This is a genomic window from uncultured Kordia sp. (assembly GCF_947496985.1).
Taxonomy (GTDB): domain Bacteria; phylum Bacteroidota; class Bacteroidia; order Flavobacteriales; family Flavobacteriaceae; genus Kordia.
On sequence record NZ_CANMEZ010000014.1, the window covers coordinates 80,525 to 99,203 of the forward strand.

Sequence of the window (18,679 nt, forward strand, 5' to 3'; positions counted from 1 at the left end):
CTATTCCTCAGGAACAAATTTTAAGGAAACACCATTAATACAATGCCTTTTTCCTGTTGTTTTTCTTGGTCCATCATTAAATACATGACCTAAATGTCCACCACAAGTAGCACAATGTTCTTCGGTACGTGCATATCCGATGTCATAATCTGTAGAAAAAGATACATTTCCTTCAATTTCACGATCAAAACTTGGCCAACCTGTTCCAGAATCAAACTTGTCTTTACTTTTAAATAATGGTGTATTACAACCTGCACAATGATACGTTCCTTTTTTGTAGTTTTTATTTAGTTCACTACTAAAAGAGCGTTCGGTTCCAGCTTGTCTCAGTACATAAAAAGCTTCAGGGCTTAGTATTTTTTTCCATTCAGCTTCTGTTTTTGTAACCTTAAATGTTTCTTGTTTTTTGGAAGTGGCTTCTTTCTTTTGAGCAGATGAATTACAACTAAATAATAATCCAATTACAGCAACTAAAAATATCTTTTTCATATGTTCTTCTTAAGTCAATTTTTGTTCTCTAAAAATACGATTTTTTACACAAGTGTTCTGTCGAAACAAAAATGCAATCATTACGGAATATTGAAATATGAAATTTTTATACTGTAGCAATCAACATAAAATTTTTGATTGCTATATACACTGTACATATAATAAAATGTTAGTTTGTTTTTCTCTTATAAGTAGTTTGTTATGAAATCTTAATACAATTTGAACAATAGCTTAAATTCTATATGTGTTAACAGGAAAGATAACTATATAGATAATTTAAAAAAGAAATAAAACTTGAATTAAATAGGATCAATTGTAATTAGTAAGTGAATAAATATTTAACAAAATGTGGGAGGAATCTTAAATTTTGAAACAATACTATTTTCACAACAATATGTTTCCTATACTGCTGTTACGGTAAAACCATAAATATCTTTAAATTATTGTAAACTCTCTGTTTTTGAGGAGTAAAGCGAAAGATTGTATATATATTTTATTTAACTTGATATGAAAACTATACCACGTTTAAATAAAAAAATATGAAGCTAAGACTACTAATTATGCTACTTGTTTTTGTGTTTTGCACCTCTTTAACTAAAGCACAAAACTTATTAAATACTTCAACCTGGACTGTTGGTAGCGGTTCTGTTTCAGGTTTTAGTCAGAATGGGGCTACTAGCGAAAATAGCCGAGAATTTGGCACCAATCCTTTCGGTGGTTCCTCAATTTTGTGGAAAGGCGGGAATGATAGTGCAAGCGATGCCGACGGCGGATGGAACGCTAGCTATGTACCAATAGATAATACAGAAACCTATCGACTTGTTGTTTGGATAAAAAAAACAAACTCAAATGATGGAAGTACTTACTTTGGTTGTCAACAATGGCAAAGTGGCTCTGACACAACAATGTATGATTATTCTATTTTGAATTTGAGCGGAAATCTTAGGGCTAATCCTTATTTCTGGGTTGGCGATTTGCCACAGCTTAATAAATGGTACATGCTTGTTGCGTATGTACATGGACGTAATTATAATTCAAACTTAAGTTATGGAGGAATATACGATCCTGTTACAGGATCTAAAGTTGTAAATATCTCGGACTTTAAGTTTGCCGCTTCTACAACAAAACTAAGACATAGAGCATATTTATACTATGATACAAATACTTCAGATAGGCAATTTTTTTATGCTCCACGTATGGAAATGGTTGATGGTGAAGAACCTTCAATTACAAGTCTACTTGGTTTAGATGGAGCAGATACAAATCTTTTAAACACATCATCTTGGGCAGTTGGATGTGGCGCTGTATCAGGATTTGCGCCTAATGGTACAACTGATGAAAATTGTAGAGAGCTAGGAAGGAATCATATAGGAGAAGAAGTCGTACTATGGAAAGGAGGAAATGATAGTTCAAGCAATGCTGATGGTGGTTGGAATACAGATTGGATCAGTGGTACCAATCATAATACAACTTATCGATTTAGTGTTTGGTTAAAAAAAACAAACTCTACAAACGGTACTTCTTATTTAGGTTTTAATGCTAATAATAGTGGTTCGTTAAAACTCAATGGTACGTATAACTCAAATCCGTATTTCTGGTATGGAGATTTGCCGAAATTAAATAGATGGTATTTAGTTGTAGGTTATTTACATAAGAGTAGTTATTCTTCAACGGTGAATTTGGGACGTATTTATGATGGTGTTACTGGCGAAGAAGTGTCAACTATAACGGATTACAAGCAAAAAAATACAGTTACTTCTTTTAGGCATCGATCATATCTTTATTATGATACCAATACTACTGATCGCCAATATTTCTGGGAACCACGTATTGACCCAATCACAGGAAATGAACCTTCAATTCAAGAATTATTGCATCTTAATGAAAATTCGACGCTTATCTTTAGTTATGATGTTGCGGGGAATCAAAAACAACGTTTTTATTGTGAAGAAGATGGATTTTGTTCTCCTGTTGCACCTTCTAATAGATCAATTGAAGAAAAAGGTGTTAAAATGGAAGAGGAGCAAGGAATAGTGGTTGCTGAGCAAACTGGTATTGAATTACCAGGAGAAGAAACGGAAGCTGAAGCCGATATACGCGATGTGAAACATACAATATTCCCAAACCCTACAGATGGTAAGGTAATCATTCAACTTTCAGGGAAAGACTTCAACTTAACCAATTCTATAAATATATACAGTGCAAATGGAGCTCTTGTTAAGAAAATAAACATTAGCAGTCCGATCAATCAAATGCAAATAGATTTGAGCACTATGCCGTCAGGAATTTATTTTATTCACATGCACTTTACCAATGGGGCAGTAGCAAACGAACAAATTATCAAAAACTAAACAGCGAGAACAATGAAACTAAAAATATATTATATAAGCTTCGTATTACTTTTTATAGGATTTGTTGGTTTGGCACAAACTCCTGATAAACTTCTGGAAGATCCATCCAATTCAGTAAAAATGGATTTTGAAAAGATTAAAGTGACCAAAAATGACAAGGTGAAAAATACCAATGCATTACAGAATAGACTTTATGATGAACCGTGTATAATAGATCTAATTACAGGAGATTGTATAGATATCATAGACCCAATAGACCCTATCGATCCAATAGATCCAATAGATCCAATAGATCCAATAGATCCACCTGTAGTACCAACTGTATCAGCAGGAACTACTTCTGACGAATTTGCGGTTTCGTTAACAGGAGGTGCTGCGTATAGTGTGCCATTAAGTTTACCACCTGGGATTAAAGATATTGCTCCCAATGTAGCCATTTCATTTAGTAGTCAAGCTTCTAACGGACTTGCAGGTTGGGGGTGGAACATTGCTGGTTTGTCAACTATCACAAGAATTCCATCTACAAAATACCATGACGGATTTATTGATGGAGTAGATTTTGATAATAAAGATAGATTTGCTTTAGACGGGCAACGACTTATGTTAAAGTCGGGAAGTTACGGAGCAAGTGGTTCAGAATATCAAACAGAAATGTATTCAAATATGAAGATTAAAGCTTACGGAACTTCTTCGTACGGATCTTCATATGGACCATCCTATTTTATAGTTTTTTATCCTGATGGAACACGCGCTTGGTACGGAAACGCAGGTTCTTCTAGAGGAAGACTGGAATGGGCGTTATATAAACGTCAAGACCCGCAAGGGAATTATATTGAATATAACTACTCTCAAAGTAATAACTTGTTGCGTATTAATAGAATACGATATGGATCGAGAGCAGGAACAACACCTCCAAATGATATTTATTTTTATTATAAAACCAGAACACGCCCAGAGATTTCTTATATCCAAGGAATTACATTTAAACGATCAAATATTCTAGATCGTATTGAAGTAAAAAGTGCTGGACAGTTATATAGAAAGTACCAAATTACACACAATACAACTTCATTGGGATACCAACGTATATCTTCTATTCGAGAATATAATGGTTCAAATCAATCATTTGCACCAATCACATTTTCGTATGAATACTCTTCAAGTGGTGTTACAAGAGATGGAAATAATTTAGATATCTATCCAGGAATCAATTACAATACAGATAGAATTGCCGTTGGAGAGTTTAATGGTGATGGAAAAATGGACTTCATTACGTACCATAAAAATTCCAGAAATAAACTCAATGTATTCATGGATATCTTTGATGATTATGGTTCAGGTATTTCACTTGGATATGCTGTAAATACAGAAAAGTTTGATGATGTTTTTGCAAGTACGATCTTATCATGGAATGGTAAAGTTTTATCGCAACAAGGAGTAACTACAGCACGAGAAACAATCAATAGTTCTAATGCTACAGTACGTTTTAGAACCTTTGCGATGGCTGCATATGGACCTGTTTTACAGTATGATAAATTTGTAAACTTTCCAATAGGACCTAGTCCGATAGATTATTGTGATTATGGAGGAAATGTAGGGAATGAAGATCGAAAAATTCCAAAAGCATATATTAATGGAGACTTTAACGGAGACGGATTAACGGATGTCTTAGCCATTCCTAAGAAGTATTACAGAACAGTTTGCTACGAAGTGTATGATCCATACGATGATTATGGCTATGATGAATGCGAATGTGAAAATCAATCTGTTTCTCAAGGAAACTCTGAAGTGTATTTTGTTGATTTAAAACGTACGGCAAGTTCCAGTGCTGTTAATATTGGTTCGTTAGCGTATCGTATTCAAGACAGTTCAGACAAACTATTTGGGATGGATTTTGACGGAGACGGGAAAACTGATTTAATGCATTTTAGAGATGGATTGGTTAGAGTATATTCAATGAATTCTTCCAATCAATTGGTTCAAATAGCATACTTATCATCTAGTTATCTAGATAAAGACAAACCTATCTTACTTGGAGATTATAATGGAGATGGAAAAACTGATTTCACACAGCCATCAGCAAACAATAGTTCTACATGGCGTTTTTACTTATCCAGAGGGACTAATATTTATTACTATTCAAAAAGTATTGGAATTTTATACAAAGAAAACTATGTACATAATGGATCAAAAAATGTAAATGGTGTTTCAATGAGCAATCCTTTATATGAATATCATTACATAGCACAGGATTATAATGGCGATGGAAAATCGGACATTTTAAAACATGAAGTAGTATCACCATACTCTTCGTATAGTGTAGTTAGTGATCGATTACAATTATATACAAACAAACAGAATAGTAGTGATAGTACACCATCTTTTCAACTAACCACAAATTCATTAGCAGTAAACAATGGTGTCACCAAATTTGGTATTCCATTATTTTTAGAAGCTAAGGCAACAAATAGTAACTTAGAGTATGCGTACATTGATGGGAATAATGTACACACATATGAGTTTAGAAGAGATAGTAAAAAAGATACGTCTCTTAAAAGAATTAATAACAATGGCATTTCAACAGAGATTTTCTACGAACGTATTGGAGTTGAAAGTACCTCATCACCATATTCAACAAATATCTATTATCCAGATTATAATGAAAACTACCCTTTTGTCAATATCAATGTGGCGCCATCTTTAAAAGTGGTTAAAGAAGCGAAGCAAACAGGGTCAGGACATACAAAAAGACAAATGTTTCAATATAAAGGAGCTGTTTCTCATGCAGAAGGACTCGGATTCTTAGGGTTCCAAGATTTCAAAAAAACCAACTGGTTTGGAGATGATGTAGGACAGCTTTGGAATGTAACCAAACACGATATGCAAAATAGAGCAGCAATAACCCAACGATGGGTTTCTACGTCGTCTTCAGGCTATGTACCGTCTAGTTTTGCAAGTAAAACAACCTATACTTATTCAACACAACTACTTTCAAATAAAGTATTTATTAATGTACCAACTCAAATAATAAATGAGGATGGCTTGCAAGGAATAAGTTCTACGGAAACCTATACATATGATACGTATAAAAATCCGCTGTCTATTAATACTACATTTTCAGGAGGTTCAAAAACAATAAGTTACCTCTATTCTAACAATCCTAGCTCCACAAGTCAGTATTACCATATTGGACGTCCTACTAAAAAGACTGAAGTCAATGTATTAAATGGAAATTCATTTAGTGCCGAAGCTAATTTTACCTATAGTAATAACCTTGTTACGCAAAATAAAAAGAAAGGGAATGGAACACCTTGGCTTACGGAAAGTTTCCTATATGATGTATTTGGAAATACGACAAAAAAGACCATAAGTGGTTCGGGCATAGCCAATAGAGTAGAAGAATATGAATATGATGCAAGCGGTCGTTTTATGACTATAAGTAAAGATGCACTGGGCTTAGAAACTACATTTACCTATAATAATACTACAGGTAACATGACGTCTATGTCATCACCTTACGGGCTGACAACTTCTTATGAATTTGATGGTTGGCAACGCTTAACAAAAGAAACAGATTACTTAAATAAAGAGACTACGTATACTTATAACAAAGAGTATGTTTCTGGAATAGGCTGGTGTCAAACAAAATTAATAGATTATCCACAAGGGCAAGATGAAAAAATATATTATAATGCCTTGAGTTGGATGGTACAAAGAAAGAAATTAGGTCTCAACAACAAATGGATACAAAAGCGTTTTGAATACGATGTAGCGGGAAGGAAAACTAGAGAAAGTGAACCGTATTTTAGTACAAGTAATCCAACACAATGGAGTCGTGTTTATTATGATCAATATGGGCGACAAATAACAAATACCTCGTTTACTGGAAGACAAATAAGTACAACGTATAATGGACTCTCAGTTACCGTTGATGATGGAACTAAAACAATCACAACAACAAAAGATGCTTCGGGTAATATAGTTTCTGTACAGGATTCTGGAGGAACTATTTCGTATCAATACCATGGGAATGGAGAGATGAAATCAGCAAACTACGGTAGTCATGCTGTTTCTGTAACAATAGATGGATGGGGACGAAAAGCATCATTAACTGACCCTTCCGCAGGAACTTATACATACGAATACAATATTTTAGGAGATATTATAGAAGAAACAACTCCAAAAGGGATTACTACATATGCCTATGATGCATTTGGTCGTTTAGACACAAAAACAATAAACGGTGATCAGACAAACTTATCATTAAATTATTTATATGATGGTAGTACTAAGCTATTAAATATTATTAATGGTACAAATAGTAGAAGTGGTACATACGCTAACTACACATACAATTATTACTATGATAGTTATAAACGTTTAAATAAAATCAAAGAAACTACAGAGACAGGAAGTTATGAAAAACGAATGACATTTGATACCTATGGAAGAGTCGCAAGTGAAAACTATATTACCAATCATTTAGGTTCGGGAACTAATAGTAATGTAAAAACAAAAAGTCTCTATGATGCTGCTGGTATTCTAACAGAAATAAGGGATTACAATACCAATAGTCAACTTTGGAAGGTAAATGATGAAAATGCTAGAAGTCAAATTTTAAACATAACATTAGGAAATGGCATTACAAAAACCAAGCAATACGATCAATATGGTTTCTTAACTAATATCACAGATAAAGTAAACACAACTGGTGGCGTTCAAGCTTTAAAAATGGATTACAGTTTTGATACACAACGTGGTATTTTAAACAGTCGAAAAAATTATGCTTTTACAAATTGGAATGAAAGCTTTACACATGATAACTTAGATCGATTAACGGAAATAAGTGGTCCAGCTGCGCATACCAAAGCATATGACAACCGAGGTAGAATTACGAACAATTCATTTGTTGGAGATTACAACTATGCGAGTGCTAATATGTATCAACTTGCAAATATCGATTTAAATAATCAAGGAGACTTATACTATCAACAACATAGTTTACAACAAATCACTTACAATGCCTTCAAGAGTCCTGTTGAGATTTTTGAAGAAGAAAAAGGACGCGTAAGTTTTGAATATGGTCCTATGATGAATCGTACACATTCGTTTTATGGTGGTTTAGATGAAAATAAAACGGATAGAAGATATCACAAACAATATTCAAGTATCATCCCTGTAGAAATGGTGTCTGACAATGTAAATGGAAGTACAAAAATTGTTACATATATAGGTGGTGATGCGTATACAGCTCCTATCACTCACATTAAAATAGATGGAGATCCAAGTGGTAATGTTAATGAGTATATGTATCTACATAGAGATTATCTGGGAAGTATTCTTGCAATTTCTGATTCATCTACTAGTATACGAGAACAGCGTCAATTTGGTGCTTGGGGACTCACGGATGCTTTTAAAAAAGGAAACGCTACAACTGAATTTGATCATGAATCATTAATAGGTAGAGGTTTTACTGGACACGAACACTTTTTTGAAGTAACGCTCATCCATATGAATGGGCGAATGTATGATGCGCAGTTGGGACGTTTTCTATCGCCAGATAACTTCATTCAGGACCCATATAATACACAAAGTTTCAATCGTTATGGATACGCATGGAACAATCCATTAGTTATTGTAGATCCTAGTGGAGAGTTCTTTTGGTTTGCCGTAGCTATAGGAGCCATCATTGGAGGTGTTTCTGCAGCCATACAAGGTGGTGATTTAGGCGATATACTTTTAGGAGCTCTCATAGGAGGTATTGCTGGTGGTATTGGAGCAGGTGTAGGAAATCTGGTCGCGGGCTCCTTTCTCAACTCCGCCTTAAGTTCCACCGTCACAACAGGCTTTTTCGGAAATGCAGCATCTAGTATTGTTGGTTTCTGGGGCGGAGCCGCAGTTGGTGCCGCAGCTGGCTTTGCTGGTGGTTTTGTTGGTGGAGTTGGTAATGCTTGGATGAATGGCGCTAGCTTTGGTGCCGGTATTATGTCTGGTTTAAAAGCAGGAGCTATTGGTGGCTTGCTTGGCGGAGCTATTGGAGGCGTCACTGGCGGAATTAGAGCTGTTAAAAATGGTAGAGAATTTTGGAGTGGTCAAAAATGGCATGAAATCACTACAGGTTCAGGATTTACTTTAGAAACCTCTTCGTTCTCTGAATTTGATGCAGGTGTCAAATGGGATTATGAATTTGATATGAAAATTCCATACACAAAACAAGCAGGAGAATTTGGATGTACTTATTCTTGTAAATTGTCTGTAGACAAATATTTTAGTACAACAGGACAAGAAAAAATTAATGCAAAATGGTTAAGTATGACCAATTCGGGAACGAAAAAATTAAAAATGCTATCAGGAAACTTAGAAGGTTTCTATAAGTCAGCTGGGTATAAAACAACTAGCTTTACAGGGGCTTTCTCTAACAAACCAACAAGTTTAAACTGGATTTACAACCAAATGAAAGCAAATAAAATAGTACAAGTAGGATTTAATAATGGTGTTGGAGGACACGCAAGTTTAGTAACCAAAATAAAATATTTGGCAGATTTCTCTAAATTCCGTGTGTATATAATGGATCCTAACTATTTTAGCCCTCAAAGATTAAGCGTAAGCAAAGTTTATCAAATGTTTAGTATTGGAAAATGATGAAAAATAAAATAATTGTAATTTGTGCTGTACTGTTTTTTACAAACTGTACAGCACAAAAAACGAATACAGTGATTACCATACAACTCAAAAACTATCAAAAGTATGCTTCAAATTATATTGATGAAAAATATGATGAAGTAGCAAAAATTTCGGACAGCGTTTTAAAAAAGTATGGAAAATCGCTTGTTGCTTACAATTATAAGAAAGCACAATTAGCGATGTACTCTTGCCCTATATTTAGCTTAAAAAAAGAAAATATAGATTATGCAACACTTACAAATATTATTGATGCTATAGATTTTACAAATCAGTACGAAAATCAAGTAATCAACATCTATACAGGAGATATATTGCTAAGTAATCATACAGTGAATTCTGTGTATAAAACGCCTATAAATTTGAACGAACAGTTTGATGAATTTAGTTTTTTTGAAAATACGCTATTACTTCATACAAATCAAGTAATAACAGGACTTCCTGCTGAGGTTACAGACATATATGCGTACAAAGAACAATTAGAAAAGAAACATTTTGTCTTCTTCATAGAAGGAATAGATACGTATTTTATCATAAAAAATAATATGATATATGCTATCAAGATGATATGTAAAGAAAAAGGAATTGATCAAAAATCATATGAACAGTTTTTCAATTGCTTACAACCTGAATTTGTAGAAATCAATACCTACTTTAAAGAAATTGAACTCGCTTTTATTCATGACAAACAGTTCGCAAAAAAAATAGCAGCATTCAAAAAAACGAAACATACGGAAAATCAAAAAGTAACGTTTAAAGTTGAAGAATAAAATACATCATTGATACAAACAAACGAAAATCCTGCTGTAATGGCAGGATTTTTTATTTCATAAAGTGAGTGGAAACTGCAAGTGTCAATTTAAGTTCAATTGCCAACTTACGCCAAATTGATCTTCAATGAAAGTAAACTTTGTACTGAATCCATAGTTGGCTATAGGCATCAATACTTTACCGTTTTCGGCTAGTTTTGTCGCTAACTTTTCAATTTCTTCATCTGTTTTACATTCCACGAAAATAGAAACACCAGGCGTAAAATCCCATTCGTGTTTTATATAACTATCACTACAAGCAAATAAACTTCCATTTAGCTCAAATGTAGCAAACATAATCGTTCCTTCTTTGCCATGTTTTTGGACACTTGTTACTTTTGAGTTTTCAAACAATTCAATGTAGAAGTTCATGGCTTCTTCGGCATTATTATCTTGAAATGTCAAAAACGTTTTAATTTGTCCTTTCGGTAGGCTATTCACTTGTTCGTTAAATATCTGTTGTAAACTATCAAGTTGTATCTGTAAAGTATCCAGTTCATCGTTACTGAGATTGTTTTTTGAATTTTGACAACTAATAGCAAGCAACGCTAAAATGAGGATAGGAATGATTCTTTGCATCTATTGAAGTATTTATTGTGATTATTGCATTTCCACGATCTGCATATTATTTCCAACGGTATCGTTGAAAACGGCAAATTTAAAGGTGCCCATAACAGTTGGTTGTACGCTAAATGTTACACCAAGTTTTGTCAAACGCTCATATTCAGCGTCTACACTTTCCACATCAAATTGTGTATATGGAATTCCAGCTTCCATCAATGCATCTTGAAATACTTTAGAAGGTTCAAAGTGGAGTGGAGCAGGTTCTAATAAAATTTCAGGACCATCTTGTGCTTCTTTGGAAACAAGTGTAATCCATCGGTTGCCACCATCTAATGGCATGTCTTTCTTTTTGATAAAACCCAGTTTTTCTGTGTAGAATTTTAAGGCTTTTTCTTGATCTAAGACTGGAATACTAATGAGAGTAACTTTCATATGTGCTATACTTTAGGATGAGGTCAAAGTTCAGAATTCTTCATGGAATTCACTTCTCGAAAGTTGCTCTTTTTGATATACACTTGGCGACTTTCCTGTTCTAGTTTTGAATAAGGTACTAAAAGAACTGACACTTTCAAAACCAACGGCAAAGCAAGTTTCTGTAACTGAAACGCCATTTTTTAGTTGCACTTTCGATTTTTCAAGGCGTTTATCAATCAAATATTGTTTGGGTGTTTGTCCATAATATTTTTTAAACAAGCGCAACAAATGGTATTTAGAAACAAATTTAGTTTGAGACAAAGCATCTAAATTTACATTGGTTTCATAATTCGTATCCATATAGTTTTTAATGCTAATCACAGTGGATATCTGCTTTTCATTGGAAAAACAACGATGCTTTAACTCTTGTATTTTTAATGTGTAGAATGACATGTCTGTAAAACTGATAGTATAAATGTATAAAATTAGTATCTACTAAGACACTATATCTATTCTTATTCTACTATTGGCTAAACTTTAGATTACTTAGTGAATTCAGATTTTTTCAATTTACCATTTTCAAAGTCGAGCGTACAAAGAAAACCACAAAAATTCCAAATCTGATTTTCAGTTCCTTCCTTGAATTCAATATAAAAGTCAGCTGACGTATTCGTAGGATGTTCAGCTATCCAAATCAATTTTCCATTTTCATCAAAAGCTTTACAGTTTTTAAATTGTCCGTGCTTTGGTCCGTTTTCGTCAAACTTATAAATCACAACTGCTAAATTATTTATTATTCGAACTTGTTTAATATTGTATTCTAGTTCAAATTCATTTCCGTCAATTTTTAGAGTCCGATTATACAATTCAACTTTCTCCATTTTATGTTTTTCTCAAATGCTTATTAACGGTCTCGGTTATGAGTAGTTACTTTGTTTTTTAGTTACTTCAGATGTGGGTTAGAACTAACAATAAATTATATTTGGTGTTAACTAACGTTTATATATTTAACTAGAAGTATCTATTTAACCACTAGCTTTACTTTTTTATAAGCCTAAATACTTTAGAACCTAAATCTGTTTTAATATTAACAAAGTATATTCCTGCAACTAAATCACTAATGTTATAATGAACTCTTTCGTTAAATGTTTTTAATAAACGGCCAGTAATATTATATAATTTTACATTTTCAATACTGTTATTAGAACTTATTTGAAAGCTATTTGTTACAGGATTAGGATAAGCAATGATTTTTATTTCTTGAGTATCAACATCTTATATGGATAATGTAGCTTGTCCATTAACTTTAACATCGTAAAGTCTAAAACGAATATCAGAAGATCCATTCTGTGCCATTTCATCAATTCTAAATGTTACATTAGTTACAGTAGAAGATAAAGGAATAATTGTAGTGTATTCTAGATTTTTATCTGTTAGAATATTAATATCACCATCGTCCACAGAAGTGTCAGGTAAAACATAAGACACATCTGTTTGTCCTGGAATAATAATAGTTACTGTTGCAGTATTAGCAGCTCTTTTTCTATACCTATATGTTATAGTTCCATTAACATTACTACCAGTAGTATTAAATCCCATAGTTTCACTAACTGGAGCTCCACTAGCTACCGCTGTATTGTATCTGATAAACGAAGGACGATTACTAAAATCGGTGCCTGAAAGTGCATAAATATTTGCATTGGTTCCAAATTGAAAAGTTTCTGTCACTGCAGTACTATTATTACCAGTAAAAGTTAATGTATTTGACTGCGCTGAAACAATAAAGATTGTTTTTAAAAAAATTAAAGTAAAAAGTAACTGTTTTTTCATGAAATTTATATTAAAAATAACGTACGTAAATATAGTAAAATATGTACAGATATACTTACATTTGGTGATTTTTAAATTGTCTGAACAAACTCAAAATACCAAATAGTTTTTATTGTTTTTATTCGCAAAGTTTAAATTTATCGTACAAAAAGTCAATGCATCTAAAGAGTTTTACCTTACCATATTCTGAACTTTTAGTGTTTAGATTTCGTTTAGAAAGTCAATTTTTTACAGTAGTTTAGAATTACACTAATTTGAACCAATTGATCGATTCAATGAGTTGTATTTTATATTAAAAGACTTTTAGAAGGCAAATTTTACGTAGGATTTTTTTTAATAAAAATTAAAATCACAAGTTTGATTTTTAAAAATTTACACTTTTTTTTGAACCGAATGAGCAATGTTTGCTAACGTTTTATAAACGTTGTTGGCGGTAGTCTTTATTTAGCTTTTTTCCACAGTGGCCCAACCAAAACAAGTATGAGAGCGATATTGGTTATTGAATTGCTAACATTTCCTGAAAGAATACAACCTAAACTATCGATTATGAACCAAGTCATTAAACTAATGACAACAGCTTTTCTAATCGATTCGGATTCTCTTTCATAGATGTTAGATAATAACCAAATTAATATCGCCCACCCAAACATTACCCCACCTAAAATTGCCGAAAGAAGAACAGTAGTTTGAGCATCATAATTCTGAAGCCCGTCAAATGGCCATTCAGAAAGGTCTAAAACCACTTCAATCGGTTTTCTTAATGATTTAATTGAGCCAATAAAGAAAAGTAATGCATAAGCTGATACGGCAATAGCGGAAGTCTTAAGCCATGTCTTGTGAATTTGTTTTGTCATAACATTGATATTTTGTTTTGAACAAAGCTAGCAATGAGAAATTGGAAAGTTTAGTCGGTAGCGTACAATTACCCAACAAGTTGTTTCGTGGTTTGCCCTAAATTTTTGAAGTAATTACTTAAATATTCATGACTTAGGTTCTTTTCATTAATCCGCATATAAAAATCATCTGTGGCAATTTTAAATAATCCATCCAACTGGTTTTGTGATAGGTTATGGTTTATATCTTTTGCCCAAAGCATCATTGCATAATTCCCCAGTATGCGATTTGATTTCTCAAGTGCTTTTCCGATTCGGTCATTTATGCGGTTAACTCTAAGTTGACGATGGAATAATAAATCAGTCTTATGTTCCACCAATATGTTAATTAAATCTGGGTGTATTTGTTTACAGTTGTTCTCCTTACTGGCTAGTATAGCACATTGCTCAAAATGATAGTCTAAAAGGTCTTCAATAAAACATTCAATGTTAGCAAAATAGTGGTAAAAGGATGATTTGCTGATTCCAACAGTCTTAGCAATCTGTTCAATTTTTAATCCACCAAAGCCATCTGTAGAGCAAATTTTATAGCCTGTTACTATCCATAAAATCTGTTTTTTCATCACTCAGTTTGTTTTTTTCTGAAATTACCGCCACGTTATTGTACACAGTAATTTTATTTCCATTCTGTAATTAATTTTTCTAATCCTTTTTTAATTCCGTTGTGAAATTCTCCTTTTTTAAATTCAGGAATTATGATTTGGTCAATTACTTTTTTACATATTTTGTCAGTCAAAATTTTTTCAGTTCCTGTTCCTGTTGAAATTTGAATTTCTCCTAATGATTTACTAAAAAGAATTAAAAGACCATTATTTTTCTCCGCTTTCCCAATTCCCCATTCGTTTGACAATTCAGTTGCGTATTTTTTTATATTATTATAAGGCTCAATTGATTGAATTGTAACTATAGAAATTTCATTTGTAGTTTCTATTTCAAAACTTCCAATTGTTTTATCTAATTTTATTCGTTGTTCAGTTGTGAATATATTTTCAAAGTCATTTACATATCCTATTGGTTTCGGAAATTTTGCTATTGAATCAATTCTTTTTTTGGAATTTATTTTCTTTTCGTGTTCTTTCCATACACTTTCAGATTGATATGCAGAAATAGGTGCTATCAAATAATTTTGATAGATAATTGTTCCTGAAAAAAGAAGAATAATTATCGTGCTGATTCCAATTATTATTTTTTTTGTCATTTCGCTCTTATTGTATACAACGTTCAGTATAAGAAACGTAGGGCAGGTGATAAGCGATACGTTTCGGATTGATACTAAGCCAAATATAATATTTTGCTTTTATCTTCTTTGTTGAAAAATGCCAAATTTTATATTTGATGACTTAACAAATAAGCACAGCCCTATTAGTAAGCCTAAACCGCCCTATGTTTTTTACACACTGTTGCATGGCGTTTTATCAACATCTTTAAGTAGGTAAATTAGCCCTTTGTAAAGGTTTTAATATTTTCATTGATACAGATTCTGTCTGAATTAATTCTAATAGGTTTTTTAATGATTCTTTCTTTGACATTCGTTCATTTGATAAATGAGCATTTTCAGCGTTATCCCAGTAATAAATATCAATCCAATAGTCATTTTCGTCCTTATATAATGTTTGATTGATAAACCCTTCCAAATTTTTTAAATCAGGAACCATTTCATTAATCGCATCAATCATTTGTTTATCTGAAACATTAGGTTTCGCTTTCCATTTTACAATTTCTAATACATTCATTTTATATTTTTAATTTCGTTATGTCTGAAACAGTCAATTGTGTGGTCATTTACCATTCCTACAGCTTGCATAAAAGCATAGCAAATAGTGGTTCCTATAAACTTAAATCCTTTTTTCTTTAATGTTTTGCTCATTAAGTCAGATATTTCCGTTTTAGTAGGGATATCTTCAAATTTCCTCCATTTGTTTTGAATAGGCTTTCCATTCACAAATCCCCATATAAATTTAGAGAAACTACCAAATTCCTTTTGGATTTCTAGAAAGGCTTTAGCATTGGTTACTACAGAATTAACTTTTAACTTATTTCTAATAATCCCCTTATCGTTAAGTAATCCTTCTATTTTTTTTTGGTCGTATTTTATAATTTTATCTGCTTCAAAATTGTCAAACACTTTACGATAATGCTCTCTTTTGACTAAAATAGTTAACCAACTCAACCCTGCTTGAGCTCCTTCAAGTATTAGAAATTCAAATAATAACCTGTCATCATAAACAGGAACTCCCCATTCTGTGTCGTGATATTCTTCTTCAAGTTTATGTTTAGTTGCCCAAATACATTTTTTCATTTTGTGTTATATCTTCTTAAGGTTTAAAGACACAAATTTATTGGATTTGAACTATCAAAACATTAACCTAGATTAAGGTTTTAAGCTTTCCTGCCTTTTACTTTACTAAGTGCTTCTGGTGTAATACCCAGATAAGAGGCAATCATTCGCTGTGACACTCTCTGCACAATTTCTGGATAGGTTTTTAAAAAATGCTCATAACGTTCAAGAGCAGTTGAACTCATTAGCATTATAACTCTGTTCTGAAGGGCTTCTAATCGGTTAAGAATTTTTTGTAGTTCTATTTTTTCCTCATTTCCTTTTTCAAAAATTTTTATCTCTGAATCTTCGAGAGCATCAATAAATAATTTGCAAGGTAGATTTCTTGACGTACTGTCAGTCATAATCCAATTTTCCGAGGCAAATAGAAAAATGTGTTCTTTCCCCTTTGAATCAATTATGTAACTCCGAAGTAAGCCAGATTTGACTAAGTAAATCTTAGTGTTAATTTCTCCAGCTCTTTGAAGTACTTGTCCTCTTTTTATTTTGATTTCGTTTGGTTTTATAATGGTATATAACGGCTCCGTATATGAAAAGTAGCGCTGAAAATAAGCTGTTACTTTTCGGGTTAAACACAAGCCGAATTTTTAAATTTTACTATTTATCTTTTCTATTGGAAATCGTCAAATTTAAAAATTTGGCGACTTTCCAAAAATGCCCAAACCATAGTGTTAGCAATGACTTGCGCTATTTTTATATACAATGTTGTCTATAGTGCTTTCGCACATAGTTTTTCCAACATTTCCTTTTCTTCTTTCGATAGCAGTTTCGCACGATATTTTTTGTCCGCTTTGGAAACTGATTTTCCACCAAAAGGATTTAATAATTCGTACGTTGCTTTATTCATATTCTTTTGAACAACTCTGTTTAATTCTCGTTCAAGTTCATTTGTTTTTTCACGACCATTTTTCCACAAGTCTTTTTTTGTATTGTATTCGTCAAAATGGCAGTAAAAATATTCGTAATCATAATTTTCTGTATCGGGAATTGCGTTTCGGATTTGAGAATGAATTTTATTATGAGAAAAATGATTTCCGACTCTTGAAATTACAGGATTGCTACCAGCTCGATTATCGCCAACTTTACCTACATAAAGAATGTTTTTCTTAGACTTATTTTTTGGTGTAGCCACGAAAATGTAAACCGCCCAATTCCGTTTTGTTGAATGTCCTGATATTTTGAAATGTCCTATTTCCATAAAATTTATATTTGAATGGTAGAGAAGGCAGGAATCGAACCTGCCTACGCATTCAGTCTTGAATAGCCACTAAGCACCTATTTATTTCTATACTTTATAATCAGAAGTTAGACCATCTTCTCCACGAATGCGACTCCTAAAACTATACTTTTTATAAAATTCATAATTTTTGTTCTTTTCAGAATTCCGTTAATCTGTTCTATTTTTTTCATAATCTTCGTTTTTGTGTATGTTAATAAATTTTGTGGATTTATCGACAGACTAACTCTAATTACGAGCATAGTAAAGTCAATAGACTTAGTAACTTTGAGCATCAAGATTTTTATCTCTTTCGAGAATATTTTTTCAATGAACGATGTTTTTCAGCATTATAGACAACATATGTATAACAGGAATTCCCGTTATAATACTAAATTAAATAAATAACAGGAACACTTATTTTAGCAATTTCCTCTTATTCTCCATAAATGTAAAACAAATACCATACATACACAATAAGGTTTTTCGTAATACAGAAACTTTACTTAGTACAAAAGCAAGCAATCAATTACATACTTATAGTTTGTTTAGGTCGCAATATGCTATATATCCAAACCGAAAGCACATATTTCAAACCAATACTCCAAAACCAAAGGTTTATAAAGAAATCAAAATGATTTCCGCTTTCTTGAATGATAAATACGGGGACTGTAATTAAAGTATCTAAAATACCTGCTATTAGAAAGAGTATCAACCCGAGCAGCAAACAATAAGTAGGGTTACTTTTACGATAGTAAAATATAGCTCCTAAAATTGCTGCTGGAATTATCACAACTGTTAAAACAAGGCTGGATTGAAGTGCTTGATTTTCAAGTAGTGGTATATAGTAAGAACCAATAAAGAAAGTAATACCTATAACAAAGACTAAAAGACCTGTAAAAATGCATGTTTAAGATTAATTGTTTTCATCATTTCCATAGTTTATTTATTGAAACAAAGGTCTAAAGGTGGAATCATAGGGAATTATAAAACATTCCTGAAACGTCCTTGCAGCCGTGCAGGAAGGTTTCGTGGAACTTCGGAAGCATCTCGCAGCCGTGCAGGAAGGTTTTGTAGAACTTCGGAAGCGTCTC

At 32.5% G+C, this 18,679-nt stretch carries 18 protein-coding genes and 1 tRNA gene; 3 read left to right on the top strand and 16 right to left on the bottom strand.

What is annotated here, in order from left to right; all coding sequences use genetic code 11:
• Window positions 1-489: a peptide-methionine (R)-S-oxide reductase MsrB gene (gene msrB / locus Q0828_RS23450; RefSeq protein ID WP_298427565.1), complete on the bottom strand. Its 489-nt coding sequence runs from the start codon at window positions 487-489 to the stop codon at window positions 1-3.
• 539 nt (window positions 490-1,028) lie between these two features.
• On the opposite strand from msrB, the gene Q0828_RS23455 reads away from it, so the two are divergent.
• The 3 genes from Q0828_RS23455 to Q0828_RS23465 are packed head-to-tail and all read left to right on the top strand — an operon-like array spanning window position 1,029 to window position 10,291.
• The gene (locus tag Q0828_RS23455) at window positions 1,029-2,840 is read left to right on the top strand and encodes a T9SS type A sorting domain-containing protein (protein ID WP_298427570.1); all 1,812 of its coding nucleotides are present in this window, start codon (window positions 1,029-1,031) and stop codon (window positions 2,838-2,840) included.
• Between the two features lie 12 nt (window positions 2,841-2,852).
• Complete coding sequence (locus Q0828_RS23460) at window positions 2,853-9,482, top strand: RHS repeat-associated core domain-containing protein (protein WP_298427572.1); 6,630 nt, start codon at window positions 2,853-2,855, stop codon at window positions 9,480-9,482.
• Entirely contained in the window at window positions 9,482-10,291 is an 810-nt protein-coding gene (locus Q0828_RS23465) for a hypothetical protein (protein WP_298427575.1), read from the top strand. Before Q0828_RS23460 ends, Q0828_RS23465 begins: the two co-directional genes overlap by 1 nt.
• A gap of 84 nt (window positions 10,292-10,375) precedes the next feature.
• Here the strand turns inward: Q0828_RS23465 and Q0828_RS23470 are convergent, their stop codons facing one another.
• The 15 genes from Q0828_RS23470 to Q0828_RS24570 form a co-directional block, all read right to left on the bottom strand.
• The gene (locus Q0828_RS23470) at window positions 10,376-10,909 is read right to left on the bottom strand and encodes a VOC family protein (RefSeq protein ID WP_298427578.1); all 534 of its coding nucleotides are present in this window, start codon (window positions 10,907-10,909) and stop codon (window positions 10,376-10,378) included.
• 21 nt (window positions 10,910-10,930) lie between these two features.
• Window positions 10,931-11,326, bottom strand: a complete 396-nt coding sequence (locus Q0828_RS23475; RefSeq protein ID WP_298427582.1) for a VOC family protein — start codon at window positions 11,324-11,326, stop codon at window positions 10,931-10,933.
• A 30-nt stretch (window positions 11,327-11,356) separates the two neighbouring features.
• Window positions 11,357-11,668 carry an AraC family transcriptional regulator gene (locus Q0828_RS23480; RefSeq protein ID WP_298427585.1) on the bottom strand — a complete coding sequence of 104 codons (312 nt, stop codon included), beginning with the start codon at window positions 11,666-11,668 and terminating at the stop codon, window positions 11,357-11,359.
• Between the two features lie 182 nt (window positions 11,669-11,850).
• A complete protein-coding gene (locus tag Q0828_RS23485; RefSeq protein WP_298427588.1) occupies window positions 11,851-12,189 on the bottom strand; it encodes a hypothetical protein in 339 nt (112 codons plus the stop codon).
• A gap of 157 nt (window positions 12,190-12,346) precedes the next feature.
• On the bottom strand, window positions 12,347-12,565 hold the full coding sequence (locus Q0828_RS24565) for a T9SS type A sorting domain-containing protein (RefSeq protein ID WP_366523626.1): 219 nt from the start codon (window positions 12,563-12,565) through the stop codon (window positions 12,347-12,349).
• 18 nt (window positions 12,566-12,583) lie between these two features.
• Window positions 12,584-13,036, bottom strand: coding sequence for a hypothetical protein (locus tag Q0828_RS23490; RefSeq protein ID WP_298427591.1), 453 nt, complete (start codon window positions 13,034-13,036; stop codon window positions 12,584-12,586).
• Between the two features lie 542 nt (window positions 13,037-13,578).
• Window positions 13,579-13,992, bottom strand: coding sequence for a hypothetical protein (locus tag Q0828_RS23495; RefSeq protein WP_298427594.1), 414 nt, complete (start codon window positions 13,990-13,992; stop codon window positions 13,579-13,581).
• A 68-nt stretch (window positions 13,993-14,060) separates the two neighbouring features.
• Complete coding sequence (locus Q0828_RS23500) at window positions 14,061-14,594, bottom strand: TetR/AcrR family transcriptional regulator (protein ID WP_298427597.1); 534 nt, start codon at window positions 14,592-14,594, stop codon at window positions 14,061-14,063.
• A 53-nt stretch (window positions 14,595-14,647) separates the two neighbouring features.
• The gene (locus Q0828_RS23505; RefSeq protein WP_298427600.1) at window positions 14,648-15,229 is read right to left on the bottom strand and encodes a YgcG family protein; all 582 of its coding nucleotides are present in this window, start codon (window positions 15,227-15,229) and stop codon (window positions 14,648-14,650) included.
• A 226-nt stretch (window positions 15,230-15,455) separates the two neighbouring features.
• Entirely contained in the window at window positions 15,456-15,764 is a 309-nt protein-coding gene (locus Q0828_RS23510; protein ID WP_298427603.1) for a hypothetical protein, read from the bottom strand.
• Complete coding sequence (locus tag Q0828_RS23515) at window positions 15,761-16,330, bottom strand: DNA-3-methyladenine glycosylase I (RefSeq protein ID WP_298427606.1); 570 nt, start codon at window positions 16,328-16,330, stop codon at window positions 15,761-15,763. Before Q0828_RS23515 ends, Q0828_RS23510 begins: the two co-directional genes overlap by 4 nt.
• An 80-nt stretch (window positions 16,331-16,410) precedes the next feature.
• Window positions 16,411-16,947, bottom strand: a complete 537-nt coding sequence (locus Q0828_RS23520; RefSeq protein ID WP_298427609.1) for a Crp/Fnr family transcriptional regulator — start codon at window positions 16,945-16,947, stop codon at window positions 16,411-16,413.
• 131 nt (window positions 16,948-17,078) lie between these two features.
• Entirely contained in the window at window positions 17,079-17,567 is a 489-nt protein-coding gene (locus Q0828_RS23525; RefSeq protein ID WP_298427612.1) for a hypothetical protein, read from the bottom strand.
• 16 nt (window positions 17,568-17,583) lie between these two features.
• Window positions 17,584-17,690: transfer RNA gene (locus Q0828_RS23530), tRNA-OTHER, on the bottom strand.
• Between the two features lie 424 nt (window positions 17,691-18,114).
• Entirely contained in the window at window positions 18,115-18,489 is a 375-nt protein-coding gene (locus Q0828_RS24570) for a DUF5367 family protein (RefSeq protein WP_366523627.1), read from the bottom strand.
• Between the last annotated feature and the right edge of the window lie 190 nt (window positions 18,490-18,679).

Coding starts and splice junctions, on each gene's coding strand:
- msrB (WP_298427565.1), bottom strand. CDS start 489: ATGAAAAAGATATTTTTAGTTGCTGTAATTGGATTATTATTTAGTTGT.
- Q0828_RS23455 (WP_298427570.1), top strand. CDS start 1,029: ATGAAGCTAAGACTACTAATTATGCTACTTGTTTTTGTGTTTTGCACC.
- Q0828_RS23460 (WP_298427572.1), top strand. CDS start 2,853: ATGAAACTAAAAATATATTATATAAGCTTCGTATTACTTTTTATAGGA.
- Q0828_RS23465 (WP_298427575.1), top strand. CDS start 9,482: ATGAAAAATAAAATAATTGTAATTTGTGCTGTACTGTTTTTTACAAAC.
- Q0828_RS23470 (WP_298427578.1), bottom strand. CDS start 10,909: ATGCAAAGAATCATTCCTATCCTCATTTTAGCGTTGCTTGCTATTAGT.
- Q0828_RS23475 (WP_298427582.1), bottom strand. CDS start 11,326: ATGAAAGTTACTCTCATTAGTATTCCAGTCTTAGATCAAGAAAAAGCC.
- Q0828_RS23480 (WP_298427585.1), bottom strand. CDS start 11,668: ATGGATACGAATTATGAAACCAATGTAAATTTAGATGCTTTGTCTCAA.
- Q0828_RS23485 (WP_298427588.1), bottom strand. CDS start 12,189: ATGGAGAAAGTTGAATTGTATAATCGGACTCTAAAAATTGACGGAAAT.
- Q0828_RS23495 (WP_298427594.1), bottom strand. CDS start 13,992: ATGACAAAACAAATTCACAAGACATGGCTTAAGACTTCCGCTATTGCC.
- Q0828_RS23500 (WP_298427597.1), bottom strand. CDS start 14,594: ATGAAAAAACAGATTTTATGGATAGTAACAGGCTATAAAATTTGCTCT.
- Q0828_RS23505 (WP_298427600.1), bottom strand. CDS start 15,229: ATGACAAAAAAAATAATAATTGGAATCAGCACGATAATTATTCTTCTT.
- Q0828_RS23510 (WP_298427603.1), bottom strand. CDS start 15,764: ATGAATGTATTAGAAATTGTAAAATGGAAAGCGAAACCTAATGTTTCA.
- Q0828_RS23515 (WP_298427606.1), bottom strand. CDS start 16,330: ATGAAAAAATGTATTTGGGCAACTAAACATAAACTTGAAGAAGAATAT.
- Q0828_RS23525 (WP_298427612.1), bottom strand. CDS start 17,567: ATGGAAATAGGACATTTCAAAATATCAGGACATTCAACAAAACGGAAT.